The 19,441-nt window shown below is 69.5% G+C and carries 22 protein-coding genes and 1 pseudogene; 7 read left to right on the top strand and 16 right to left on the bottom strand.

The features are described from left to right. Positions 1–147: 147 nt before the first annotated feature. Positions 148–546: a cobalamin B12-binding domain-containing protein gene (locus POL67_RS09245; protein WP_271916819.1), complete on the bottom strand. Its 399-nt coding sequence runs from the start codon at positions 544–546 to the stop codon at positions 148–150. Between the two features lie 55 nt (positions 547–601). Continuing rightward, positions 602–1,990: an AgmX/PglI C-terminal domain-containing protein gene (locus POL67_RS53500; RefSeq protein WP_271916817.1), complete on the bottom strand. Its 1,389-nt coding sequence runs from the start codon at positions 1,988–1,990 to the stop codon at positions 602–604. 217 nt (positions 1,991–2,207) lie between these two features. Between POL67_RS53500 and POL67_RS09235 the strand changes: the two genes are divergently transcribed. Beyond that, positions 2,208–2,627: a SpoIIAA family protein gene (locus POL67_RS09235; protein WP_271916815.1), complete on the top strand. Its 420-nt coding sequence runs from the start codon at positions 2,208–2,210 to the stop codon at positions 2,625–2,627. A 12-nt stretch (positions 2,628–2,639) separates the two neighbouring features. After that, complete coding sequence (locus POL67_RS09230; RefSeq protein WP_271916813.1) at positions 2,640–3,059, top strand: SpoIIAA family protein; 420 nt, start codon at positions 2,640–2,642, stop codon at positions 3,057–3,059. On the opposite strand, the gene POL67_RS09225 is transcribed toward POL67_RS09230, so the two are convergent. After that, complete coding sequence (locus POL67_RS09225) at positions 3,056–4,735, bottom strand: response regulator (protein WP_271916810.1); 1,680 nt, start codon at positions 4,733–4,735, stop codon at positions 3,056–3,058. The genes POL67_RS09230 and POL67_RS09225 overlap by 4 nt on opposite strands. Before the next feature lie 44 nt (positions 4,736–4,779). Between POL67_RS09225 and gspC the strand changes: the two genes are divergently transcribed. Next, on the top strand, positions 4,780–5,766 hold the full coding sequence (gspC, locus tag POL67_RS09220; protein ID WP_271916808.1) for a type II secretion system protein GspC: 987 nt from the start codon (positions 4,780–4,782) through the stop codon (positions 5,764–5,766). On the opposite strand, the gene POL67_RS54150 is transcribed toward gspC, so the two are convergent. The 8 genes and pseudogenes from POL67_RS54150 to POL67_RS09185 form a co-directional block, all read right to left on the bottom strand. Continuing rightward, entirely contained in the window at positions 5,759–5,944 is a 186-nt protein-coding gene (locus POL67_RS54150; RefSeq protein ID WP_373372405.1) for a hypothetical protein, read from the bottom strand. The genes gspC and POL67_RS54150 overlap by 8 nt on opposite strands. After that, positions 5,925–6,551, bottom strand: a pseudogene (locus tag POL67_RS09215) (tRNA guanosine(34) transglycosylase Tgt); the annotation flags it as partial. The gene POL67_RS54150 and the pseudogene POL67_RS09215, both read right to left, overlap by 20 nt. Further along, positions 6,548–7,690 carry a tRNA preQ1(34) S-adenosylmethionine ribosyltransferase-isomerase QueA gene (gene queA / locus POL67_RS09210; protein WP_271916803.1) on the bottom strand — a complete coding sequence of 381 codons (1,143 nt, stop codon included), beginning with the start codon at positions 7,688–7,690 and terminating at the stop codon, positions 6,548–6,550. The gene queA and the pseudogene POL67_RS09215, both read right to left, overlap by 4 nt. A 9-nt stretch (positions 7,691–7,699) precedes the next feature. Then, on the bottom strand, positions 7,700–8,077 hold the full coding sequence (locus POL67_RS09205) for a response regulator (protein ID WP_136927623.1): 378 nt from the start codon (positions 8,075–8,077) through the stop codon (positions 7,700–7,702). Positions 8,078–8,320: 243 nt separating this feature from the next. Further along, positions 8,321–9,679, bottom strand: coding sequence for a sigma-54-dependent transcriptional regulator (locus POL67_RS09200; RefSeq protein ID WP_271916800.1), 1,359 nt, complete (start codon positions 9,677–9,679; stop codon positions 8,321–8,323). 108 nt (positions 9,680–9,787) lie between these two features. Further along, positions 9,788–10,267 carry a bacterioferritin gene (gene bfr / locus POL67_RS09195; protein ID WP_136927625.1) on the bottom strand — a complete coding sequence of 160 codons (480 nt, stop codon included), beginning with the start codon at positions 10,265–10,267 and terminating at the stop codon, positions 9,788–9,790. Positions 10,268–10,469: 202 nt separating this feature from the next. Next, positions 10,470–10,715 carry a (2Fe-2S)-binding protein gene (locus tag POL67_RS09190; protein WP_271916797.1) on the bottom strand — a complete coding sequence of 82 codons (246 nt, stop codon included), beginning with the start codon at positions 10,713–10,715 and terminating at the stop codon, positions 10,470–10,472. Positions 10,716–10,821: 106 nt separating this feature from the next. Further along, positions 10,822–11,586, bottom strand: a complete 765-nt coding sequence (locus POL67_RS09185) for an SDR family NAD(P)-dependent oxidoreductase (RefSeq protein ID WP_136970288.1) — start codon at positions 11,584–11,586, stop codon at positions 10,822–10,824. Positions 11,587–11,702: 116 nt separating this feature from the next. Between POL67_RS09185 and POL67_RS09180 the strand changes: the two genes are divergently transcribed. Further along, a complete protein-coding gene (locus POL67_RS09180) occupies positions 11,703–12,113 on the top strand; it encodes a hypothetical protein (RefSeq protein ID WP_271916795.1) in 411 nt (136 codons plus the stop codon). Here the strand turns inward: POL67_RS09180 and POL67_RS09175 are convergent. The 3 genes from POL67_RS09175 to POL67_RS09165 form a co-directional block, all read right to left on the bottom strand. Beyond that, positions 12,110–12,775 (bottom strand): sigma-70 family RNA polymerase sigma factor, encoded by a 666-nt coding sequence (locus POL67_RS09175; RefSeq protein WP_271916794.1) that lies wholly within the window; start codon positions 12,773–12,775, stop codon positions 12,110–12,112. The genes POL67_RS09180 and POL67_RS09175 overlap by 4 nt on opposite strands. After that, positions 12,772–13,062 (bottom strand): hypothetical protein, encoded by a 291-nt coding sequence (locus tag POL67_RS09170; protein ID WP_271916791.1) that lies wholly within the window; start codon positions 13,060–13,062, stop codon positions 12,772–12,774. Before POL67_RS09170 ends, POL67_RS09175 begins: the two co-directional genes overlap by 4 nt. A 132-nt stretch (positions 13,063–13,194) precedes the next feature. Next, entirely contained in the window at positions 13,195–13,740 is a 546-nt protein-coding gene (locus POL67_RS09165; protein WP_271916790.1) for a hypothetical protein, read from the bottom strand. Positions 13,741–13,874: 134 nt separating this feature from the next. On the opposite strand from POL67_RS09165, the gene ftsH reads away from it, so the two are divergent. Beyond that, entirely contained in the window at positions 13,875–15,761 is a 1,887-nt protein-coding gene (gene ftsH, locus POL67_RS09160; protein ID WP_271916788.1) for an ATP-dependent zinc metalloprotease FtsH, read from the top strand. Between the two features lie 9 nt (positions 15,762–15,770). Here the strand turns inward: ftsH and POL67_RS09155 are convergent, their stop codons facing one another. Next, positions 15,771–16,391: a Uma2 family endonuclease gene (locus POL67_RS09155; protein ID WP_271916786.1), complete on the bottom strand. Its 621-nt coding sequence runs from the start codon at positions 16,389–16,391 to the stop codon at positions 15,771–15,773. Between the two features lie 43 nt (positions 16,392–16,434). Continuing rightward, positions 16,435–17,199: a signal peptidase I gene (gene lepB / locus POL67_RS09150; RefSeq protein WP_271916785.1), complete on the bottom strand. Its 765-nt coding sequence runs from the start codon at positions 17,197–17,199 to the stop codon at positions 16,435–16,437. Here lepB and POL67_RS09145 point away from each other — a divergent pair. Together POL67_RS09145 and POL67_RS09140 are read left to right on the top strand one after the other, a co-directional pair. Then, the gene (locus tag POL67_RS09145; protein ID WP_271916784.1) at positions 17,165–17,998 is read left to right on the top strand and encodes a shikimate dehydrogenase; all 834 of its coding nucleotides are present in this window, start codon (positions 17,165–17,167) and stop codon (positions 17,996–17,998) included. The two genes, lepB and POL67_RS09145, sit on opposite strands and share 35 nt — an antisense overlap. 62 nt (positions 17,999–18,060) lie before the next feature. Next, positions 18,061–19,320: a formylglycine-generating enzyme family protein gene (locus tag POL67_RS09140; RefSeq protein WP_271916783.1), complete on the top strand. Its 1,260-nt coding sequence runs from the start codon at positions 18,061–18,063 to the stop codon at positions 19,318–19,320. The last annotated feature ends 121 nt before the right edge of the window (positions 19,321–19,441 follow it).

Raw genomic sequence — 19,441 nt, 5'->3', positions numbered from 1 at the left:
CCGTTTGGCAAGGCCGCTTTCTTCCCTCCCTCTTCGCGGAGCGGAGGAGGGAGGGACGGGGTGGGTAAGGTCGGAGTGGGGAGGAGTGGGGGCGCGAGGAGCGCGAGGAGCGCGGGGGGCCGGGAGGGCGTCCCGGCCGGGGCCCTCTCAGGCGGCCACGTTGTCGTGGATCCAGTCGATGATGCTCTTCAGCGGGGTCCCGGGGGTGAAGACCCCCTTCACGCCGGCCTCTTTCAGCCGGGTGATGTCGTCGTCCGGGATGATCCCGCCTCCGAACACCACGATGTCGTCCGCGCCGCGCGCCCGGAGCGCCTGGATCACGGCGGGGAACAGCGTGTTGTGGGCGCCGGACATGATCGACAGGCCCACCGCGTCCACGTCCTCCTGGACGGCGGCGCTGGCGATCATGTCGGGCGTCTGGTGCAGGCCCGTATAGATGACCTCGAACCCCGCGTCTCGCAGCGCGCGCGCGACGACCTTGGCGCCGCGGTCGTGACCATCGAGGCCGGGCTTGGCGACGAGGATGCGGATCTTTCGTTCGGTCATGGCGATTCGATACCGTCCTCTCCTCTGGAAATCAAAGGCGATTCGGGCGCGCCGTTCATTGCGCAGCGAACACGAAGGGGATGTTCACCGGGGTCGAGCCCCCGGAGACCGGGAATTTCCACCCCTTGATGCGGGCCGCGATGCAGCTCGACAAGCCCGGGTAATCCTTTTCCGCCCCGCTCGCGCTCACCGATTGCACGGCCCCCGAGGGCGCGATGACGATCGAGGCCGAGACACGCGCCGACGAGCCGCCCATGCCCTTCGTCGCGTCGAGGGCCGGCTGCCAGCAGCGCCGCTTGACGAGGGGCCGGTTCGCCTCGACGACGCCGCTGATCTCGCCCGTGGAGAGCTGCCCCGTGCCCGCGGTCTGCGCGCCTCCCGCAGGTCCGCTCGTCGGGCCGGTGACGTTCGGGCCCTGGAAGCCGGACATATCGATGGCAGCGGCCGGCGTCCCCGTCTTGGCCGCCGTGGGCCAGGGGCCGCCGAGCGGACGGTTCGACGCGCCGGTCTTGGGGGCCTCGGCCGGGTCGCCGGCGGCGACGGAGGCCTCGGTCGTGGGCCCGCCCGAGGGCGGAGGCGCGGCCGCGGCGGCGCTCGCGGAGGCGGTGACGTAGACGATCTGCGGGGCCGGCGGGGCTGGGCGGAGGAGGAGGAAGGCCGCGACCCCCCCGAAAACGGCGCCCGCGGCGATGAGCGCGAGGGCGGCGGGGTGGAGGGAGCCTTTTTTGCGGCGGCCGAGGAGGGCGTCCTCGTCGATGTCGTCCGGGACCTCGGGGGCGACGGTGCCGAGCGAGGTGGCCGGGGCGCGCGGGGCCGGCGCGGGTTCCGGGGCCGGCGCGGGAGCCGGACGGACGAGGGTCGCGGCCGCGTCGCTCGTGGTCGCCGCGCCGGGCGAGGCCAGGGGCGCCTCCGCGAAGGGGTCGCGCATCGCGAAGGGGTCTTCGAGGATGTCGAGCGCGTCGGGAGCGGCCGCGGGTGCGTTGTTTTCCGTGGAAAACGTCTCCGCGGGCGCCGCGGAGGCGTTGCCCACCGGCAAAGGCGGCGGCTGCGCGGGCGCCGCGGAGGCGTTGCCCACCGGCAAAGTCGGGCTCGCGGGCGCCGCGGAGGCGTTGCCCACCGGCAAAGGTGGGCTCGCGGGCGCCGCGAAGGCGTTCCCCACCGGCAGAGTCGGGCTCGCGGGCGCCGCGAAGGCGTTCCCCACCGGCAGAGGCGGCTTCGCGGGCGCCGCGAAGGCGTTGCCCACCGGCAGAGGCGGGCTCGCGGGCGCCGTGGAGGCGTTACCCACCGGCAGAGTCGGCTTCGCGGGCGCCGCGAAGGCGTTGCCCACGCGCGGCGGCGCGAGCGGGCGCGGCGCGGGGGGCTTCGGCGCCGAAGGACCGACGGCCGCGGCGCCGATCCCGGTGGGCCGCGGCGGCAGGCCCGGGGCTGGGCGGACGTCGTTCACGTGCCCACAGGAAGGACACGTCACCCGGCCGGTCGCGCCGGAGCCGAGAGGAGATTTGCACTTCAGGCAGGTGGAAGTCATCAACGCCGCCGCGGCAAGCCTGGGATTCTACTCGACTCGGCCGCGTGACGAAACTTCCGGGAGCATTGCGACCCGCGCGCGGCCACATTGAACCGAGGCGGGGGTCCGTTCATCTGTGAAGCTGGAGGAGCCTCCGTTGGACACGCCGAGCGACGATTGGAGCTACATCGGGGCGCACCCCATCCGGTTCGAGCCCCCGGACATCGTCCTCTGCCGGCCCAACGGATATCTTTCCGGCGCTGACGTACGCGGTGTGCTGGACTTCAGCGAGAAGCGCGCGGCCCAGCTCGGACGCAGCATCTTTTATCTCGGGGATTCGTCGAGGATCACGGGGTACGCGATCTCCACGTCGCTCCAGATCTTCAATTCGCGGCCGACACAGTACATGCGCGGCACGGCGATCTTCGGGGCGAACTTCCAGCAGCGCATGCAAAACAGCGCGGTCCTGCGGGCCGCGCGTCGGCTCGGGCTCCCGATGATGCGCCTGCCGATCGAGACGTTCCCCGACGAAGCCTCGGCCCGCGCCTGGATCGACGAATTGCGCCGCCAAAGCTAGAAAAGCACACCCATGCAAACGCCGAGCGACGGTTGGGACTCCCTGGGCCCCCACCCCATCCGGTTCGAGCCCCCGGACCTCGTCCTTTGCCGCCCCACCGGCGTCGTCACCGCGGACGACGTGCGCGCGGGGCTCGCCTATCTGGAGAAGGCGTCGAAGCAGGTCGGGCACGGCGTCTACTACATCGCGGACCTCACGAAGCTGACGAACTACGCGCCCTCGATGGCGGTGCAAGGCTTCAAGAGCTTCCAGGCGGGCACCCTGCGTGCGTCCGCGATGTTCGGCGCGAACCTCTACCAGCGCGCGGTCTTCGACATGATCCTGCGCGCCACCCGGCTGCTCGGGCTGGAGATCGGCCGCATCCCGATCGAGTCGTTCCCCGACGAAGCCTCGGCCCGCGCCTGGATCGACGAGCTGCGCCGCAAAGACTAGAGCAGGCCGACCAGGATCTCCTTGATGGATTGGCGCGTCGGTTCGTCCGGCGCGGCCCGGAGCGCGCGCTCCCATACCTCGACGGCTTTGTTGCGGAAGCCGGCCTTCTGGTAGAGGACCGCGAGGTTCTTCAAGGCCGGGAAGTGCCGGTCGTTGATGCGCAGCGCCGTTTCGAGCTCGCTGATCGCGTCGTAAATCTGGCCCCGCTTGCCGAGCAAGAGCCCGAGGTGGAAGTGCAGGCGATACGCGAGCGGATCGATCTTCGTCCCCTCGCGGAGAAACCCGATCGCCTCGTCGAACTTGCCGGCCTGGTAGGACGCGATCCCCGCCGCGAGTTTTTTCTCGGCCTCCGCCGAGATCCGCTCCGGATCGACCGGCGCCGCCTTGCCCTGCGCCTGCTCGATCGCGCGCTCGAGCGCCTCGATCACGTCCGTCACCCGGAACGGTTTTTCGACGTACGCGTCGACCTTGTAACTCGCCTTGAGGTCCTCCGCGAACCGCCAGCCCCGGTAGACCGCCGAGACGATCACGATCGGGATGTGCCCGTACCGCTCCGATCCCTTGAGCTGACGCGCGATGTCGAACCCGTGCAGCTCGCCCGGGAGCATCGCGTCGAGGACGATCGCGTCCGGCACGTCCTCCTTGAGGATGCGCAGCGCCGCCTCGCCGCGGTCGGCTTCGAGGACACGGTAGCCGCGTTGTTCGAGGACGAGGCGGAGGATGTTGCGGATCTCGACCTCGTCGTCGACGACGAGCACGGTGCGCTCGCCCGGCTGGCGCGGCGGCCGGAGCGCGCCCGGGCCCGCGATGACCGAGAGATCCCGCGGCGCTTTGCCAAAGTCGGCGTCGGAGACGTCGGCGTCGGCGGCCGCGCGTTGCATGGCGTCGTCGACGATGGCGCCGATCTGGTTGCGGGTCGTGACGCGCTTCGGCGGCGGGATCGCGGCCTGCGAGCCCTCGGCCGCCGTGGGCATGGGGCCAAGGATGCTGCCTTCGAGCGGCGGCGTCTCGGTCGTCGCCCCACCCTGCGTTCGCGTGGGCAGCGGGATGCCGGCCTTGCGGCGGACCTCGGGCGGGCAGTTCGGGCCGACGTAGTGCGATTCGCCGCGCTCGCGCATTTCATACGCGGCCGGAATGACCTTGAGGAGCTGGCCTTCGAGCGCGACGTACGGGAAGACGCGCTTGCCGGTGGTGAACTCGATCTCGTCGATGATCTTGCGGTTCGTCGGCGCCGCCATCGCGAGGTGGACCTTGTCGTCCCGCACGAGGACGGGGAGCAGCTTGTGCTGGATCGCGACCCCACGCGGCACGATCGCGAGGTCCGTGAGCTTCAAGCAGACCTGCTTGAGGTCGACGCCCGGCACGCCGTTCTGCTCGCTGAGCGCCTTCAAGGCGGCGAGCTCGCTGATCGTGCCGGCCTCGGTCAAACGCGACGCGAGGGGGACGGGCGAGCCCTTGCCCGCGGCGAGCGCCCGTTCGAGCTGCTCTTCGGAGAGCGCGCGTTGCTGGACCAAGATCTTGCCGATCGGCTTTTTCGTAGGAATTTCCACGCCGTCCCGCGCCTCGGCCTCCACCGTATCCGAGGGGGAAATTCCGGGCAAGATGCGCACGGGCGCGCCGGGGCCGAGCAGGAGGGTGCCGCGCCGAGCCCCACGTTTTCCGGGTTTCCAGGCCATGACAGCCGACAAGCGCTGGTACGGCGCTCGCTCGGGTGCGTGGGGTGCGACTCGATGCGCTGCTCAAGCGGTATTTTCCGGTTGTCGTGGGTCTGCTGCTCCTGGCATCGGCGTATTTTCAGGCCAAGGGGCTCGGCGACCTCGTCGGCGCGACGATGACCAACGGCGCCCCGGTGACGAAGCGGCCGGGGCCGAAGATCGCCGCCCACCATGAAGAAGAGCCGGGCCGGCCGCGCGGAGACGTGATCCTCGAGCGCAATCCGTTCGACTCGATGACGGGACCGCTGATCATGCCCGAGCAGCCGCAAGGGCCGCCGCCGACGCATCCGCTCGACGATCCGCCGTGCGAGGTCGGCATGGTGACGCTGATCGTGTGGTCGGAGGAGGAGCCCGCATGGTCGTTCGCGGCGATCGCAGGGCCGGAGGGCGTGCATCTGCATCGCCAGGGCGACCAGCTCGGCGGCTTCCAGGTGGCGCATATCGGGCCGGATCGGATCTGGCTCTCCCGCGAAGGGCGGTTTTGTCAGATCGAGGTGCACGACGCGGAGCGGCGCAGGGCGATGCAGGGCATGCCGCCGCCGATGCACCAGCCGCCGATGAACCAGCCACCGATGAACGGGGGGCCCCAAGCGGCGCCGCCGGCGACGCAGGGGAAGAGGCCCAAAGGACAGCTCCCGCCGCACATCGCCGAGCGGATCCGGCAGACGGGGCCGAACCAGTACGACATCGACCGCACGGTGGTGGACGAGATCCTGACGAACCAGGCGGAGTACCTGCAGAAGGTGCGCGTGCTGCCGGCGAAGCAGGGCGATCAGACGACGGGCATGCGGCTCATGGGCGTGCGCAAGGGGACGGCGCTCGACGCGATCGGGCTGAAGCACGGCGATCAGCTCCAGCGCATCAACGGGTTCGAGATGACGAACCCGCAGAGCGCGCTGGAGGCCTACGCGCGGCTGATGTCGGCGAACCAGATCCGCGTGGACGTGGTCCGCAACGGGCAGCCGACGACGCTGGAGCTCAACATCAAGTAGCGCGGGCGGGCTCGGCCTCCGCCGCGCCCGCTTCGAGCCCCGCGAGCCACTCCTTCGCGAACGCGTCGTAGCGGCCCGCGAGGATCGCCTCCCGCGCCTCGCGCACGAGCGTGCCGTAGAGGTGCAGGTTGTGCACGGTGATCAGCCGCGAAGGGCATCGCCGCGAGCTCCTCGGCATGCGCGCGCCGGAGCGCGGGGTCGGTGCCGCCCTGCACGATGCCGAAGACCGCCTGATCCGGCCGCTTGGCCGCGAGGCAACGCCGCGCCCAGCGCGTGGTGCGCGCGCACGCGGCCTCGAAGTCGGCGCGCGAGGCGTCGCCGGGCGGGCAGATGTCGAGCTGCATCGCGATGTCGGCGCCGATCTTCCCCTGCACCTGCATCGCCACCTCGGGCGTGAGGACCTTCTTCGCGCCGTCGAGGTGCGAGCGGAAGACGAACCCGTCCTCGCTCGTCTGCCGCCGCTCGGCGAGCGAGAAGGCCTGAAAGCCGCCCGAGTCCGTGAGCATCGCGTGGGGCCACTTCGTGAAGCCGTGCAGGCCCCCGAGCTCGGCGACGACCTCGGGGCCGGGCCGGAGCCAGAGGTGGTAGGTGTTGCCGAGGACGATGCGCGCGCCCGTGGCCGCGACCTCGTCCGGGCTCATCGTCTTCACGCTGCCCTGCGTGCCGACGGGCATGAACGTCGGGGTGGGGACGTCGCCATGCGGCGTGGTCAGGACGCCTGCGCGCGCCGCGCCGCTCGTGGCGAGGGTGCGGAAGGCATATCCGGGCGTGCTCGGCCCGCTCATCGTTGTCTCCTCAGAAGCATCGCGTCGCCGTACGAGTAAAACCGGTACCTCTCCTCGATCGCGACGCGGTAACTCTCGAGGACGCGCGGGAGCCCCGCGAAGGCGCCCACGAGCGCGAGGAGCGTGGACTCCGGCAGGTGAAAATTCGTCAGCAGCCGATCGACCACGCGAAAGCGATAGCCCGGCTGGATCAAGAGGCGTGTCTCCCCCTCCCGCGCGACGACGTGCCCCTCGTGCTCGGGGTCCGCGGCGCTCTCCAGAGCGCGCACGCTGGTCGTCCCGATGGCCACGATCTCCCGGCCTTTCTGCCTCGCGCGCGCCACGGCCTCGGCTGTCTCGGGCGGCACGCGGTAGACCTCGGCGTGCATCGGGTGATCATCGAGATCGGAGACTGTCACCGGCTGAAACGTGCCAAGCCCGACGTGCAACGTGACCCGCGCAAGCTCCATCCCGCGCGCGGAGAAACGCTCGATCAGCGGCTCGGTCAGGTGCAGACCCGCGGTCGGCGCGGCGACGGCGCCGGGCTCGCGGGCGTAGACGGTCTGGTAGCGCGCGCGGTCGGTCGCGTCGTCGTCGCGACGGATGTACGGCGGGAGCGGGATGTGGCCCGCCGCCTCGACCGCGTCGGGGACGGAGCGGCCCTCGGGCGAGAAGAGGACGACGTCGAAGAGGCCTCGTTCTGCGCTTGGGGGCTTCGCTCCGGCAAGCGGAGCTGCGCCCCCAAACCCCCCGTCCCGGCCTTCGATCCGCGCGACGAGCGAGGCGGGGCCGTCGATGGTGATCTCGGCGCCTTCGCGGAGGGGTTTCGACGAGCGGCCGAGGGCGCGCCATCGCTCGGCGGGGAGGCGCTCGCCGTTGCGCTCGACGTGCGCGTCGGCGACTTTCCGGACGAGGAAGATCTCGACCTTGCCGCCGCTCGACGCTTTGCGGCCGAGGAGGCGCGCAGGCAGGACACGCGTGTCGTTGACGACGACGAGCGCGCCTTCGGGCAAGCGATCGGGCAAGTCGCGGATGAAGGCGTGTTCGAGGCGGCCGGGCGCGTCGTCGACGACGAGCAGGCGCGCGCTTTCACGATCCGGGGACGGATGCGCGGCGATGAGCTCGGGCGGTAGATCGTAGGCGAGGAGGTCGCGGCGCACGCGCGGCTGTTAGCACGCGACTTGCGCAGGCGCCGGGGTCTTGGCTTGCAGCAGGCGGCTGAGCTCGGAGAGGGCGTAGGGCTTGGGGATGAAGCCGGCGGCGCCGCAGTCGGCGCGCTCCATCTGGCGCGACGAGAGGTGGTAGGCGCTCGCGAGGTAGACGCGCACGTTCGGGAACATGCGGCGGATCTGACGCACGAGGTCTAGACCACTCATGCCTGGAAGCATCAGGTCGACCATCGCGACGTCGACGGCCTTCTCGCCGAGCAAGCGTAGCGCCTCTTCCCCGGACGCGGCGCCGACGACCTCGAACCCCTCCAGCCGAAGCCCGATCGAGAGCGTCTTGCGTTGATTCTCCTCGTCATCGACGATCAACACGCGCGGCATGGGTAAGGACCCCTTCAGAGACGACGCCGACACGAAAGCGCTCGGGTTCGTCTTTGCCGTTTTTCGAAGCAACACACGTTCCATCGATGGATCCCGGGGCAAACCTCCGGTGATCGACGCCGCAACGCATCATCCGGGGCAGACGATGTTCGCCTCGAACATTGCATGTCGGAAAGGTGCTTCGCTCGGGACATTGCAAATCTGCAATGTCCCGGGGGCGGGCTCCGGAGGGGGCGGGCGGGTTCAGACGGGCGGATACGTGATCGCGAGCCGTGTCATCTTGCGCCAGAGCGTGGTGGCGCTGATGCCGAGCACCTCGGCGGCGCGCTCGCGGCTACCGTCGCACTCGCGCAGCGCGGCCTCGATGGCTTGACGTTCGGCGGAGTCGACCACGTCGGAGAGGGCGCGGCCGCCGCTCGTCGGTGCTGTCTTCTGCGAGGGGCCGGGGGCCAGGCCGAGGTCGTCGATCGTGATCATGCCGCCGCCCGAGAGCGCGACGGCCTGCTCGACGAGGTTCTCGAGCTCGCGGATGTTGCCCGGGAACTCGTAGTTCGACACCGCTTCGAGCACGCCGTCGCCGACGCGCGCCTTCGTGCTCATCTTGCGGTTGTACTTGTCGAGGAAGAACTCGAAGAGGACCGGGATGTCCTCACGACGCTCGCGCAGCGGCGGCAGGATGAAGCGCGCCACGTTGAGGCGGTAGTAGAGGTCCTGCCGGAAGCGACGCTCGGCGACGGAGGTCATGAGGTCCTGGTTCGTCGCGGCGATGATGCGCACGTCGACGCGGATCGGCTTGTTCTCGCCGACGCGGCGGATCTCGTTCTCCTGGATCGCGCGGAGCAGCTTCGCCTGGAAGGTCAGCGGCGTCTCGGCGATCTCGTCGAAGAAGAACGTGCCGCCGTCGGCCTCCTCGAAGAGGCCCTTGCGCGCCGAGACCGCGCCCGTGAACGAGCCACGCGCATGGCCAAAGAGCTCGCTCTCGAGGAGCGTCTCGCTGATCGCGGCGCAGTTGACGGGGACGAACGGGCGATCGGCGCGCTTCGAGTTCGCGTGGATCGCCTTCGCCACGAGCTCCTTGCCCGTGCCGCTCTCGCCCGTGATGAGCACCGTCGCGTCCGTCGGCGCGACGCGCACGATGCGCGCGAGCACCTCGCGGATCGCTTGCGAGCGGCCGATGATGTTCTCGAACTTGTAGCGCTCGCGGAACTCGGTCGCGAAGAGCGAGACCTGGCCCGTGAGCCTGCGGTTCGCGATCGCGCGCTCGACCTTCACGAGCAGCTCCTGCTCCGTGAAGGGCTTCTGGATGTAGTCGAAGGCGCCGAGGCGCATGGCCTCGACTGCGCTCTCGATCGTGCCGTACGCGGTCATCACGATGACCTCGGTCATCGCGTGCGTCTCTTTGACCGCGCGCAGGACGCCGATGCCGTCGTTGCCGCCCATGCGCAGGTCGGTCAGCACGAGGTCGTAAGCGCCCTTCGAGCCGCGGTCCGCGCCTTCTCTTCCGTCGCTCGCCTCGTCGACTTCGTAGCCCGCGCTCCGCAGCATCATCGCGAGCGTCGTGCGCATGTTGCGCTGATCATCGACGACGAGAATCTTCGCCATGGGTTCCCCCGGCCTCCGTCTGGGGGCCTTTGCACGTGCAGTCGATCGCGCGGCCCCCCAGGGACCTGGTGCCGCGCGACCCTATCATCGCCACGATTGCCTCGCGCGTCAGCTCTTGCAGTGCGAGAGCTGGCGCGAAAGGTAGAGCGGCTCGCCCAGCTTTTGAACGAGATCGATCTGGGTCTCGAGCCAGTCGATGTGCTCCTCCTCGCCCTCCAGGATGCTCCGGAGGAGCGCCTCGCTCTGGTGGTCACCCTTCTCACGACAGAGAGCGATCGAGCTGTTCAGGCGCGTCACGGCCGCATATTCGAGGTCGAGATCGCTCTTGAACTGCTCGGGCACGGTCTGGCCGACGTTCAGCTTGTCGAGGCGCTGCAGGTTCGGCAGGCCTTCAAGGAAGAGGATCCGCTTCATGATCGCCTCGGCGTGGCGCATCTCGTCGATCGACTCATCGCGGCTGCGCTCGGCCAGCGCCAGATAGCCCCAGTTTTCGCACATCTTGGCGTGCATGAAATACTGGTTGATCGCCACGAGCTCGGCAGCGAGCACCTCGTTCAGCGCGTGGATGACGTCTCTGTCGCCCTTCATGGAAACCTCTAGCCTGCAAGGGTTACGGCTCCGGCGATACGGTAGCCGCGATGTCCGCCTAGCACGCTATCGGAAAAATGGGCAGGCGAGAGAGGGCTCTCGAAACAAAACAACACCGTCACGCGACAAACGCTGCCGCGCGCACGGAACGTTGGAGATGTCGAAAACCGTTATCGAGAACCGAACGAGCCGAGCCGAACCCTCAGGCAGCCGAAGAGGCGGATCGAAGCATGCGGAGCCGACGAACCCCGCAACTCGGGGCGGAATCGACACCTTCCGTGGAGACCGGTCCATCCCCCTCGACGAGGGACTTCACGGTCGCCCGACACGAGCCGCAACGAGTGCCGGCCCGCGTCTTTTCCATGACTTCATGGGCCGTCGAGGCACCAGCGCCCACGAGGTCCAAGATGTCCTTCTCCGAAACCGCCTCACAGATGCAGACGTACATAGGTGCTTCCGACCGTCCGGCGTCCTGTTGATGTTGAGAATAGCTTTCAACATCAACGAGGTCAATACCGTTGGCCAGGATCGATCGTCTGTTCGAGGCGGAGCGGTCACATGGCGAGGCCGCCGTCGACGTCGATGGTGCGGCCGTTGAAATACTCGCACTCGATGACGAAACGAACGGCGAGCCAGAGGTCCTCGGGCAAGCCGATGCGGCCGACGGGGATCGCGGCAACGAGCGCGTCTTTCGCCTTCTGGTTCATGCCCTGGGTCATGGGCGTCTCGACCATGCCCGGCGCGACACAGCCGACGCGAATGCCGAAGGGCGCGAACTCAAGGGCCCACGTCTTGGTGTTGGTGGCGAGCGCGGACTTCGCGGCGCTGTAGTTCGACTGTCCGCGGTTTCCATGGCGCGCGATCGAGCTGATGTTGACGATGACGCCCTTCTCGCCGCTCGCCGCCATCTTGGCGACGACGTCGCGGACCATGTAGGTCGCGCCCGTGAGGTTCACGTCGATGACCGCCTGCCATTGCTGGGCAGAGAGCTTCGTGATCGCGCCGGTCGTGCGGTCTTTCTTCACGAGCAGGCCGTCGCGCAGGATGCCGGCGTTGTTGACGAGGCCGTTCAGGCCGCCCATGGCCTCGTGCGCAAAGTCGACAAACGCGGAGACCTCGGCCTCGCTGCCGACGTCGATGCGCTTCGGGTGGATCTTGCCGCGGAGATCCTTGGCCTCTTCCGCGAGCGAGGCGAGCGCCGCCTCGTTCACGTCGCCCGCGACCACCTGTCCGCCCGCCTCCGCGAGGCGATAGGCGTAATGACGGCCGAGGCCCGAGGCGGCGCCGGTGACGATGAACTTGGTGTCTTCGAGTCGCATGGTCTCCTCCAGGAAGCGAGGGCGCGCGAGCCCTCGGATGCGGGGTGATACACGGGCGGATGGAGATCGGGAAGGCCACGCTTGCGCCGGGTGGCCCCGGTGATATTTCCCGAGCCATGCTTCGCCGCGCGCTGCTCGTTTTGTGCATGGCCGTAGGCTCCGTGGCCGCATGCAACCGCGACGTGCCCGTCCCCGCCGCGTCCGATCCCGACGGCAAGGACCTGGTGGAGGGCGCCGTCGTCGCGGCCGCCGAGTCGAGCGGAGGGATCCGGCTCTACAAGATCGTCCACGTCGACGACTACCCGGAGCCCGCAGGCCCCGAGTACCACATGATCGCGTACAACCCGAAGGTGCCGACGTTCCAGGACGCGGCGAACCTGTGGAAGCACAAGCGGAGCGAGGTGACGGTCGCGATCGACCACATCTTCGTGCGGCTCGTGAGCTTCGGCAAACGCGACCACCGCGTGCTGTTCGTCGAGCCCGTGACGGACGAAGAGAAGGCGCCGTACCTGAAGGCGAAACACTAACGCGTACGCGCGGCGATCGCGGTCGCGAGCGACTGGATCGCCTGCGCGTGCAGGCGGCTCGCCCAGCTCTTGCTGATGCCGAGATCCGCGGCGATCTCGTCGAAGTCCTCTCCCTGGAAGTAGTGCCGCTCGACGAGCTTGCGCTCGCGCTCGGGGAGCGCGTCGATGGCGCGGCGAAGGGCGTGCGCCATCTCGGCGCGCGAGATGTGCTCCTCGGGCGTGCTCGCGCCGGAGACGAGGCCAAGCGCGAGGGCCACCGCGTGCGCTTCGAGGAGGCGATCGAGCGCGGAGACGTGGTCGTCCTCGGAGAAACCCGCGTCGTCCGGCGCGGAGGCGAACTCGATGGAGACGCGCTCGGCGCAGAGGAGGGCCGTGGCGCGGGCGAGGGCCCGGCGCGAGCGGCGCTCCCGCTTGATGCCGTCGAGGATGGCCCAGCGGACCTTGCGAGCGACGTACGTGGGGAGGGACGCGCGGGCCGGATCAAAGGTGCGCGCGGCTTCGAGCAAGCCCTCCTGGGCACTCGCGCGCATGTCCTCGATCGGGATCATGTGCCCGAGCCTGCGCACCATCCAGCTGAGGACGTGCTCCATCACGGGCTTCCCCTCGTTGTAATAACGCTCGATCGCGGGGTCTTCGCCGAGCGAAGCGACACGAAGGGTCACTCGTCGGCCCCGGACCCAGCGCGCCGCGAACGAACGCCGCTGGCCCGACGAACCTCGGGCGCCTCGTCGGGCTCGAAGGCGGCCCCGACGAACGCCTCGCCGCTCTGCTCGACGTGCCTCGGCGCGGCACGACGAAGAAGGCGCGCGGCGTGCTCGTCGGTCGCGAGACGCTCGGCGAGCTCATTCCGCAGGAATTCGAGGTCCTCGCGGGCGAGGAGGTCGCGGTACGGGGCGACGGCTGCGTCGATGCGCGACGCGACCCAGGGGTCGGCGAGGAGGGGGTGCATCGGTAAGGAAAAACCTAGCACCCGGAGGAGCGGCGAAACAAGGGGAAAGGAGGGGCCCGAGGTTCGATGGGACGAACCTGGTTTTTCCGCGGGGTTTTTCCGAGGGGCTCGGGCGAACCGAGCGCCCAGGGCTCACTTCGTCGGCGGGTTCTCCCCGTTGAGACACTCGTCGAACGCCTTCACGCTCTTCGCGGCCATCGCGCATTCGAGCCGCGTGCGCTCGGCCACCTTGCCGACGAGGCTCTCGATGCAGCCGTTCGCCCACGGCTCGCCCATCTTCCCGACGACCGCGTCGATGCTCTTCACGGCCTGCTCGCGCTGTTTGTCCGTGAGCCTCTTGTCGAGCCCGGCGATCTGGTCGGCTCGTTGCACCGCGACGTACTGCTTGCCGAGCTCGATGCAGTCCTTCTCTGTCAACGTGTAGTCGTCGACCGCGCCGTCGTCGGTCGTCTTCTTCGCGCCGTGCGGGAGCGGCTTCGGCTCGGGCGCCGCCGTGTCCGCGCCGGTGTCGTGCGGCTCGCTCGGCCCGTCGTCCGGGGCAGAGTCGTTCTGTTTCGTGGCGTCTTCGGGCGGCGGCGTGGAGGCGCCGCAGCCGAGGGCCCCGAGCGAGAGGAGCGTGACGAACGTCGTGGCGTGGACGGTCGCGGCGAGCGTGGACAGCAGGGAACGGCCGTTCATGGACGGAGAAGCGTACGCCCGCTCCTTTTGGGCTGTCCATCCTCGCCGGTACGTCGGTGCACGGCCCGAGGTCGGTTCCAGGGTGATCGCCGTTGGCAAAGCGCGTGCAGGCAGGTCGCACGGGGCGGAGACCAATGCGATCGTTCTGGGTTTACATCCTGCTCGTCGTCGGTGCGGTGCTCCTGCTCGGCTCGCTCGAGGGGAGCGAAGAGCGAATTCCTTACGCTCGGTTCCGGGACATGGCCGAGCAAGGCGTGCTCACCGAGGTGCAGATCAAAGGGGATACGTACATCGGGCGCACGGCGCCGAACGCGCCCGTCGGCACGTCGCAGACGTTCCGGACCGGGCGCATCGAAGGAGCCGAGACGGCTCTGCTCGCGACGCTCGACGCGAAGGACGTCCCGTACACCCGGGTCTCCGACGGCGGGCCGTCGCTGTCGATGATGCTGCTCTGGGCGCTCCCGCTCGTGGGTGTGCTCCTGCTCGTGGGCTCGATGTCGCGCAAGGCGCCGACGCCGAACATCACGAACCCCGCGCTGAACTTCGGCAAACACAAGGCGCGGCTCTACGTGGACAAGGGGGCGCCGATCACGTTCCGCGACGTGGCCGGCAGCCACGAGGCAAAAGCGGAGCTCGCCGAGATCGTCGAGTTCCTGAAGGCGCCGGAGCGATACCGCAGGCTCGGCGGGCGGATCCCGAAGGGGTGCTTGCTCGTGGGGCCGCCCGGAACGGGCAAGACGCTGCTCGCGCGGGCCGTGGCCGGCGAGGCGAACGTGCCGTTCTTCAGCATCTGCGGCTCGGAGTTCGTGGAGATGTTCGTCGGCGTGGGCGCGGCGCGCGTGCGCGATCTGTTCACCCAGGCGCGCGAGAAGCCTGCCGCAATCCTGTTCGTCGACGAGCTCGACGCCGTCGGGAAGGCGCGCGGCGCGGCCGGGCCGATCGGCGGCAATGACGAGCGCGAGCAGACGCTGAACCAGCTCCTCACGGAGATGGACGGCTTCGACGGCGCGACGGGGCTCGTGGTGATCGCCGCGACGAACCGCCCCGAGATCCTCGACCCAGCGCTCACGCGCGCGGGGCGCTTCGATCGGCGCGTGTACGTCGATCGGCCGGACCTGCGGGAGCGGCGCGAGATCCTGGAGGTGCACGCGCGAAGGGTGCTGCTCGGGCCGGACGTGAACCTCGACGACATGGCCGCGCAGACGACGGGGCTCGTGGGCGCGGATCTCGCGAACCTGCTGAACGAGTCGGCGCTGCTCGCGGCGCGCAGGCACGCGACCGCGGTGAGCAAGCTGGATCTCGACGAGGCGATCGAGCGCGTGATCGCGGGGCTGGAGCGCAAGAGCCGAAGGCTCGGGGCGCACGAGCGGGTGGTCGTGGCGTACCACGAGGCGGGGCACGCGATCACGGCGGAGCTCTTGCCGACGCAGGATCCGGTGCGGAAGGTGTCGATCGTGCCGCGTGGGATCGGCGCGCTCGGCTACACGCTGCAGAAGCCGCGCGAGGATCGGTACTTGATGAGCCGGCAGGAGATCCTCGATCGGCTCGTGGTGCTGCTCGGCGGGCGCGTGGCGGAGCAGCGGACGTTCGGCGACGCGTCGACGGGCGCGCAGGACGATCTCGTGAACGCGACGGACATCGCGCGGCGCATGGTGCGCGAGCTCGGGATGGGCGGCTCGGCGCTGGGGCTCGCGTCGTTCGATCCGCGGCGAAGCGTGACGTTCGAGCGAGGCGGCTACGACTACAGCGAGGAGACGGCGCGCGTCGTGGACGCAGAGGTGGGGCGGCTGCTCGCGGACGCGGAGGCGCGGACGAAGGCGCTCATCAACGAGCACTTCGAGGCGCTCGAGCGGATCGCGCGACGGCTCTTGGAGGTGGAGACGTTGTCGGGCGAGGAGGTTCGCGCGCTGCTCCACGCGCCGTCGGCGGAGAAGCCGAAGGGCGCGGAAGCGGAGAACGTCGACGTGGCGATCGAGGACGTGCCGACGAGCGAGGCGAGGCCGCGGGCGGCTTGTCGGTAGAAGCGTCGATCAGGGCGCGCCGGTCGCGGGCTCTTCGTCCTCTTCGTCGTCACCGAACAGAATGCCTACCTGGAGCGGGATCGCGTCGAACGGCTCGGCGCGAACCCGCTCGCCGCGTTCCGCGATCAGAATCTCGGTGTAACCAGCCGGATCCCAGCGATACACGGACAAGCTCTCTTCGACAGGATCGACGATCCAGTAGTGAGGAACTTCGTGCCGGTGGTAAACGCGCTTCTTCTTGACGAGATCGTTGCGGCGGTTCGTCGAGAGGATCTCGCAAACCCAGTCGGGGCGAATGCGGATCGGAGCGCCACGAAGCCCCTCGGGGAGGCGCTCGCGCCGCCAGCCAGCGACGTCGGGGACGAAGGTGTTCTTCCCGTCGAAACAGACGTCGATCTCGGTGCCGAACCACCAGCCGCCAGGGAAGCGGCCACCAGGGCGACGATCGAACGGAGCCATCCAAGTGGACAACTTGAACTGCCCGTGACCGTGCTCCCCCGTCGCTGCCCCCTTCTCGTAAATCACGCCCTCGATGAGCTCGTGCCGCCGCTTCTCCTCGGGGATGGCGTACAGGTCCTCCAGGGTCGCGAGAGGCACAGCAGGAGGAGCCTTGCGAGCCGGCACGTTCATGCGTCGGAGGATACTCGATCCCCACGCACCCCGCCCCGCCCCCTCACCGAATCGCGCGGAACACCCGCTCGAAATCGAGCCCTTCTCCCCGGAACATCACCCCGAGCACCTGCCCTCGCACGAGCGTGCTCGGCACCGTACCCATCACGCGGCTATCGAGCGACGCGGGCCGGTTGTCCCCCATCACGAAAAGGTGATCCCGCGGCACCACCGCGGGGCCGAAGTCCTCGAAGTCGCGACCTCCCGACTCGTGCGCGAGGCCGCCGAGGTGCTCCAAGAACCGCCCGTCCGGTAGCCTCTCGATGCGCTGCGGACGACCGTCGATGTAGAGGATCCCCCGCTTCACCGCGACGGTTTGTCCCTCCGTCGCGACCACACGCTTGACCAGCGGGATCGCGCCGCCGCGCGGATCCGCGAAGACCACGACCTCGCCGGGACGCGGGCTCCTGTGATGGAAGAGCCACGCGTCGGTGAAGGGCACGCGCAGGCCGTAGGCGGCTTTCGCCACGAAGATGCGATCGCCGGGCTCGATCGTCGGCCACATCGAGCCCGTGGGCACGTGGTACTGGTCGGCGAGCGAGGCGCGCGCCGCCGTCAGCACGAAGACGAGCGCGACGAACTTGAGGGTCCGCTTGAAGAGGGCCGCGAGGAGGCGCTTGCGTCGCGACGCGACGGGCGGCGTTGCCTCTTCGGAGAGCGTGAGGGAAGGCTCGAACGAAGCCATCGCGTGATGCTCGGTAGCATCACGGTCGAGGCCGATCCAGCCTGCGCACATGACGAACGCCCACGCCTCCGCAGCGAAGCTCACGTTGTGTGGATCGATTTCGCTTTATCCGGTTTCGCTCGGTGCAGCGATGCACCTCGCGGGCTACCGCGCGCTCGGCTTGCCGTTCACGTACGTACCGTTCCGCGTGACCGATCTCGGCGGCGCGATCACGGGCATGCGCGCGCTCGGGATCCGCGGACTCGGCGTGTCGATGCCGTACAAGCAGCAGATCCTTCCGTTGCTCGACACGATCGATCCACTCGCCGCGAAGATCGGCGCGGTGAACACGGTCGTGCAGGAGGACGGGCGGCTCCTCGGGCACAACACCGACTGCGTGGGCGCGGTGCGCGCGATCGAGGAGATCGCGCCGGTGAAAGGCGCACGCGCGCTCGTGCTCGGGGCCGGCGGGGCCGGGCGCGCCGTGGCGCACGGGCTCGCGGATGCAGGCGCGGAGGTTGTCGTGACGAACCGGAGCCTCGACAAGGCCGAGGCGCTCGCGGCCGAGATCGGGGGACGCGCGGCCGGCGTGGAGGAGGCACGAAACGCGGGGCGCTACGACGTCGTCGTGAATGCGACGTCCGTGGGCATGGGAGAGATCGCGGCGGAGAGCCCCGTGCCGGAAGAGGCCATCCCCGCGGGGCTGCTCGTGATGGACATCGTGTACAAGCCGATCGAGACGGCGCTCGTCCGCGCGGCGACGCGACGAGGCGCGCGCGTGATCCACGGCGGGCGCATGCTGCTGCACCAGGCGGCGCGGCAATTCGAGCTCTACACGGGCGAGCGAGCCCCGCTCGACGCCATGGATGCCGCGCTGCGGGAGCAGATCGCCAACCTCGGGTGAGCGCGGCCTGCCCCTCCCGTTTTGTTTGCAGAGCGTCATCGTCTGCCGGCATGCTCCGCGCCGTGGATCGCCGGGCCCAGTTGATGCCGCTGCTCGCCGTCGTGGCCCTCGGATGCAGCGACGAGGCTTCCCCCGCACCCGCGCCCACCGCGACGAACGTTGCCGCAGCCGCGCCCGCGTCCGCTCCCGCTTCCGCCGCCGCTCCCGCTTCCGCAGCCGCTTCCGCAGCCGCTTCCGCAGCCGCTCCCGCACCCGAGCCTCCGCCCGAGGGCATGATCGCCCTCCCGCCGGCCGTCTACCTCATGGGCTCACGCGCGACCGAGGGGTTGCCCGAGGAGCGGCCGATGCACGAGGTCGTCCTCGCCGGCTTCTACCTCGATCGCACCGAGGTCACCGTCGCCGCCTACCGCGCCTGTGTCGCCGCCGGCGCTTGCACCCCTTCGCACACCGGCGAGCCCTTTTGCCCCCGAGACGCCGAGGGCACCGCCGATCACCCCATCAGCTGCATCGACTTCCACCAGGCCGAGGCCTACTGCGCCTTCGCCAAGAAGCGCCTGCCCACCGAGCGCGAGTGGGAGTACGCCGCCCGCGCCGGCAACGAGCACCGCAAGTTCTCCTGGGGCGACGACCCGCCCGACGAAAAACACGCCTGCTACGACCACCCCGGCACCTGCCCCGTCCGCTCCTTCCCTGCCGGTGCCTTCGGCCTGTACGACATATCGGGCAATGTGTGGGAGTGGACGTCCACCGTCTACGGCCCCTACCCGGACGAGGCCACCACCGGCACGCACCGCGTCTACCGCGGCGGGAGCTGGAGCCGCCGGTTCCCCAAATGGCTCCGCACGGCCCTGCGCAATCGTTACGAGCCGCACAAGTGGAGCGCTTCGCTCGGCGTGCGTTGCGCGAAGTCGCAAACCCCCCTCACCTGCCCTCCCGAGACCGAGGCCCGCGGCGATGCCTGCGTCCGCGTGAAGGGCGATCCCCTTTGCGAGCCCGGTTTCGCGTGGAATGGACGTGCCTGCTCCCTCGGCGGCGTCGCCCTGCCCGTTCTCGCCGAGGGCGCCCCGACCCCAGCCGTCTCCGCCGCCACCGCCTCCGCCGCCACCGCCACCGCCGAGCCCTCCGCCGCCGAGCCCACCCCCGTGCGCCGCAGCCGAACGCCGCGATTCGACGACGATTGCAAGGCGCACTACACTGGACGCCCTGCCGCCTACCGGTACGAGGGAGGCACGTTTTACAGCCGGAACCCGGTCATCGCGGGCGACGGCTGCACGAAACGGGATATGGGAGAGAACTGGACGAGCGCCTGCTGTTCGGGCTAACGCCTACCTGGGTGGCGCGGTTTTCACGGAGCCACAAGCGCTCGCTAGCCGTCGCAGGTGGCCCAAGGCCGCTCGCCCATCTAGGCTGTCCGCCTCTGGGGGACCCGCTGCGTTCGGACGA

Origin of the sequence: Polyangium mundeleinium, assembly GCF_028369105.1 — a bacterium.
Taxonomy (GTDB): domain Bacteria; phylum Myxococcota_A; class Polyangia; order Polyangiales; family Polyangiaceae; genus Polyangium; species Polyangium mundeleinium.
The sequence above is the reverse complement of the archived record's forward strand: the minus strand, read 5'-3'. Positions and strand labels throughout refer to the sequence as shown.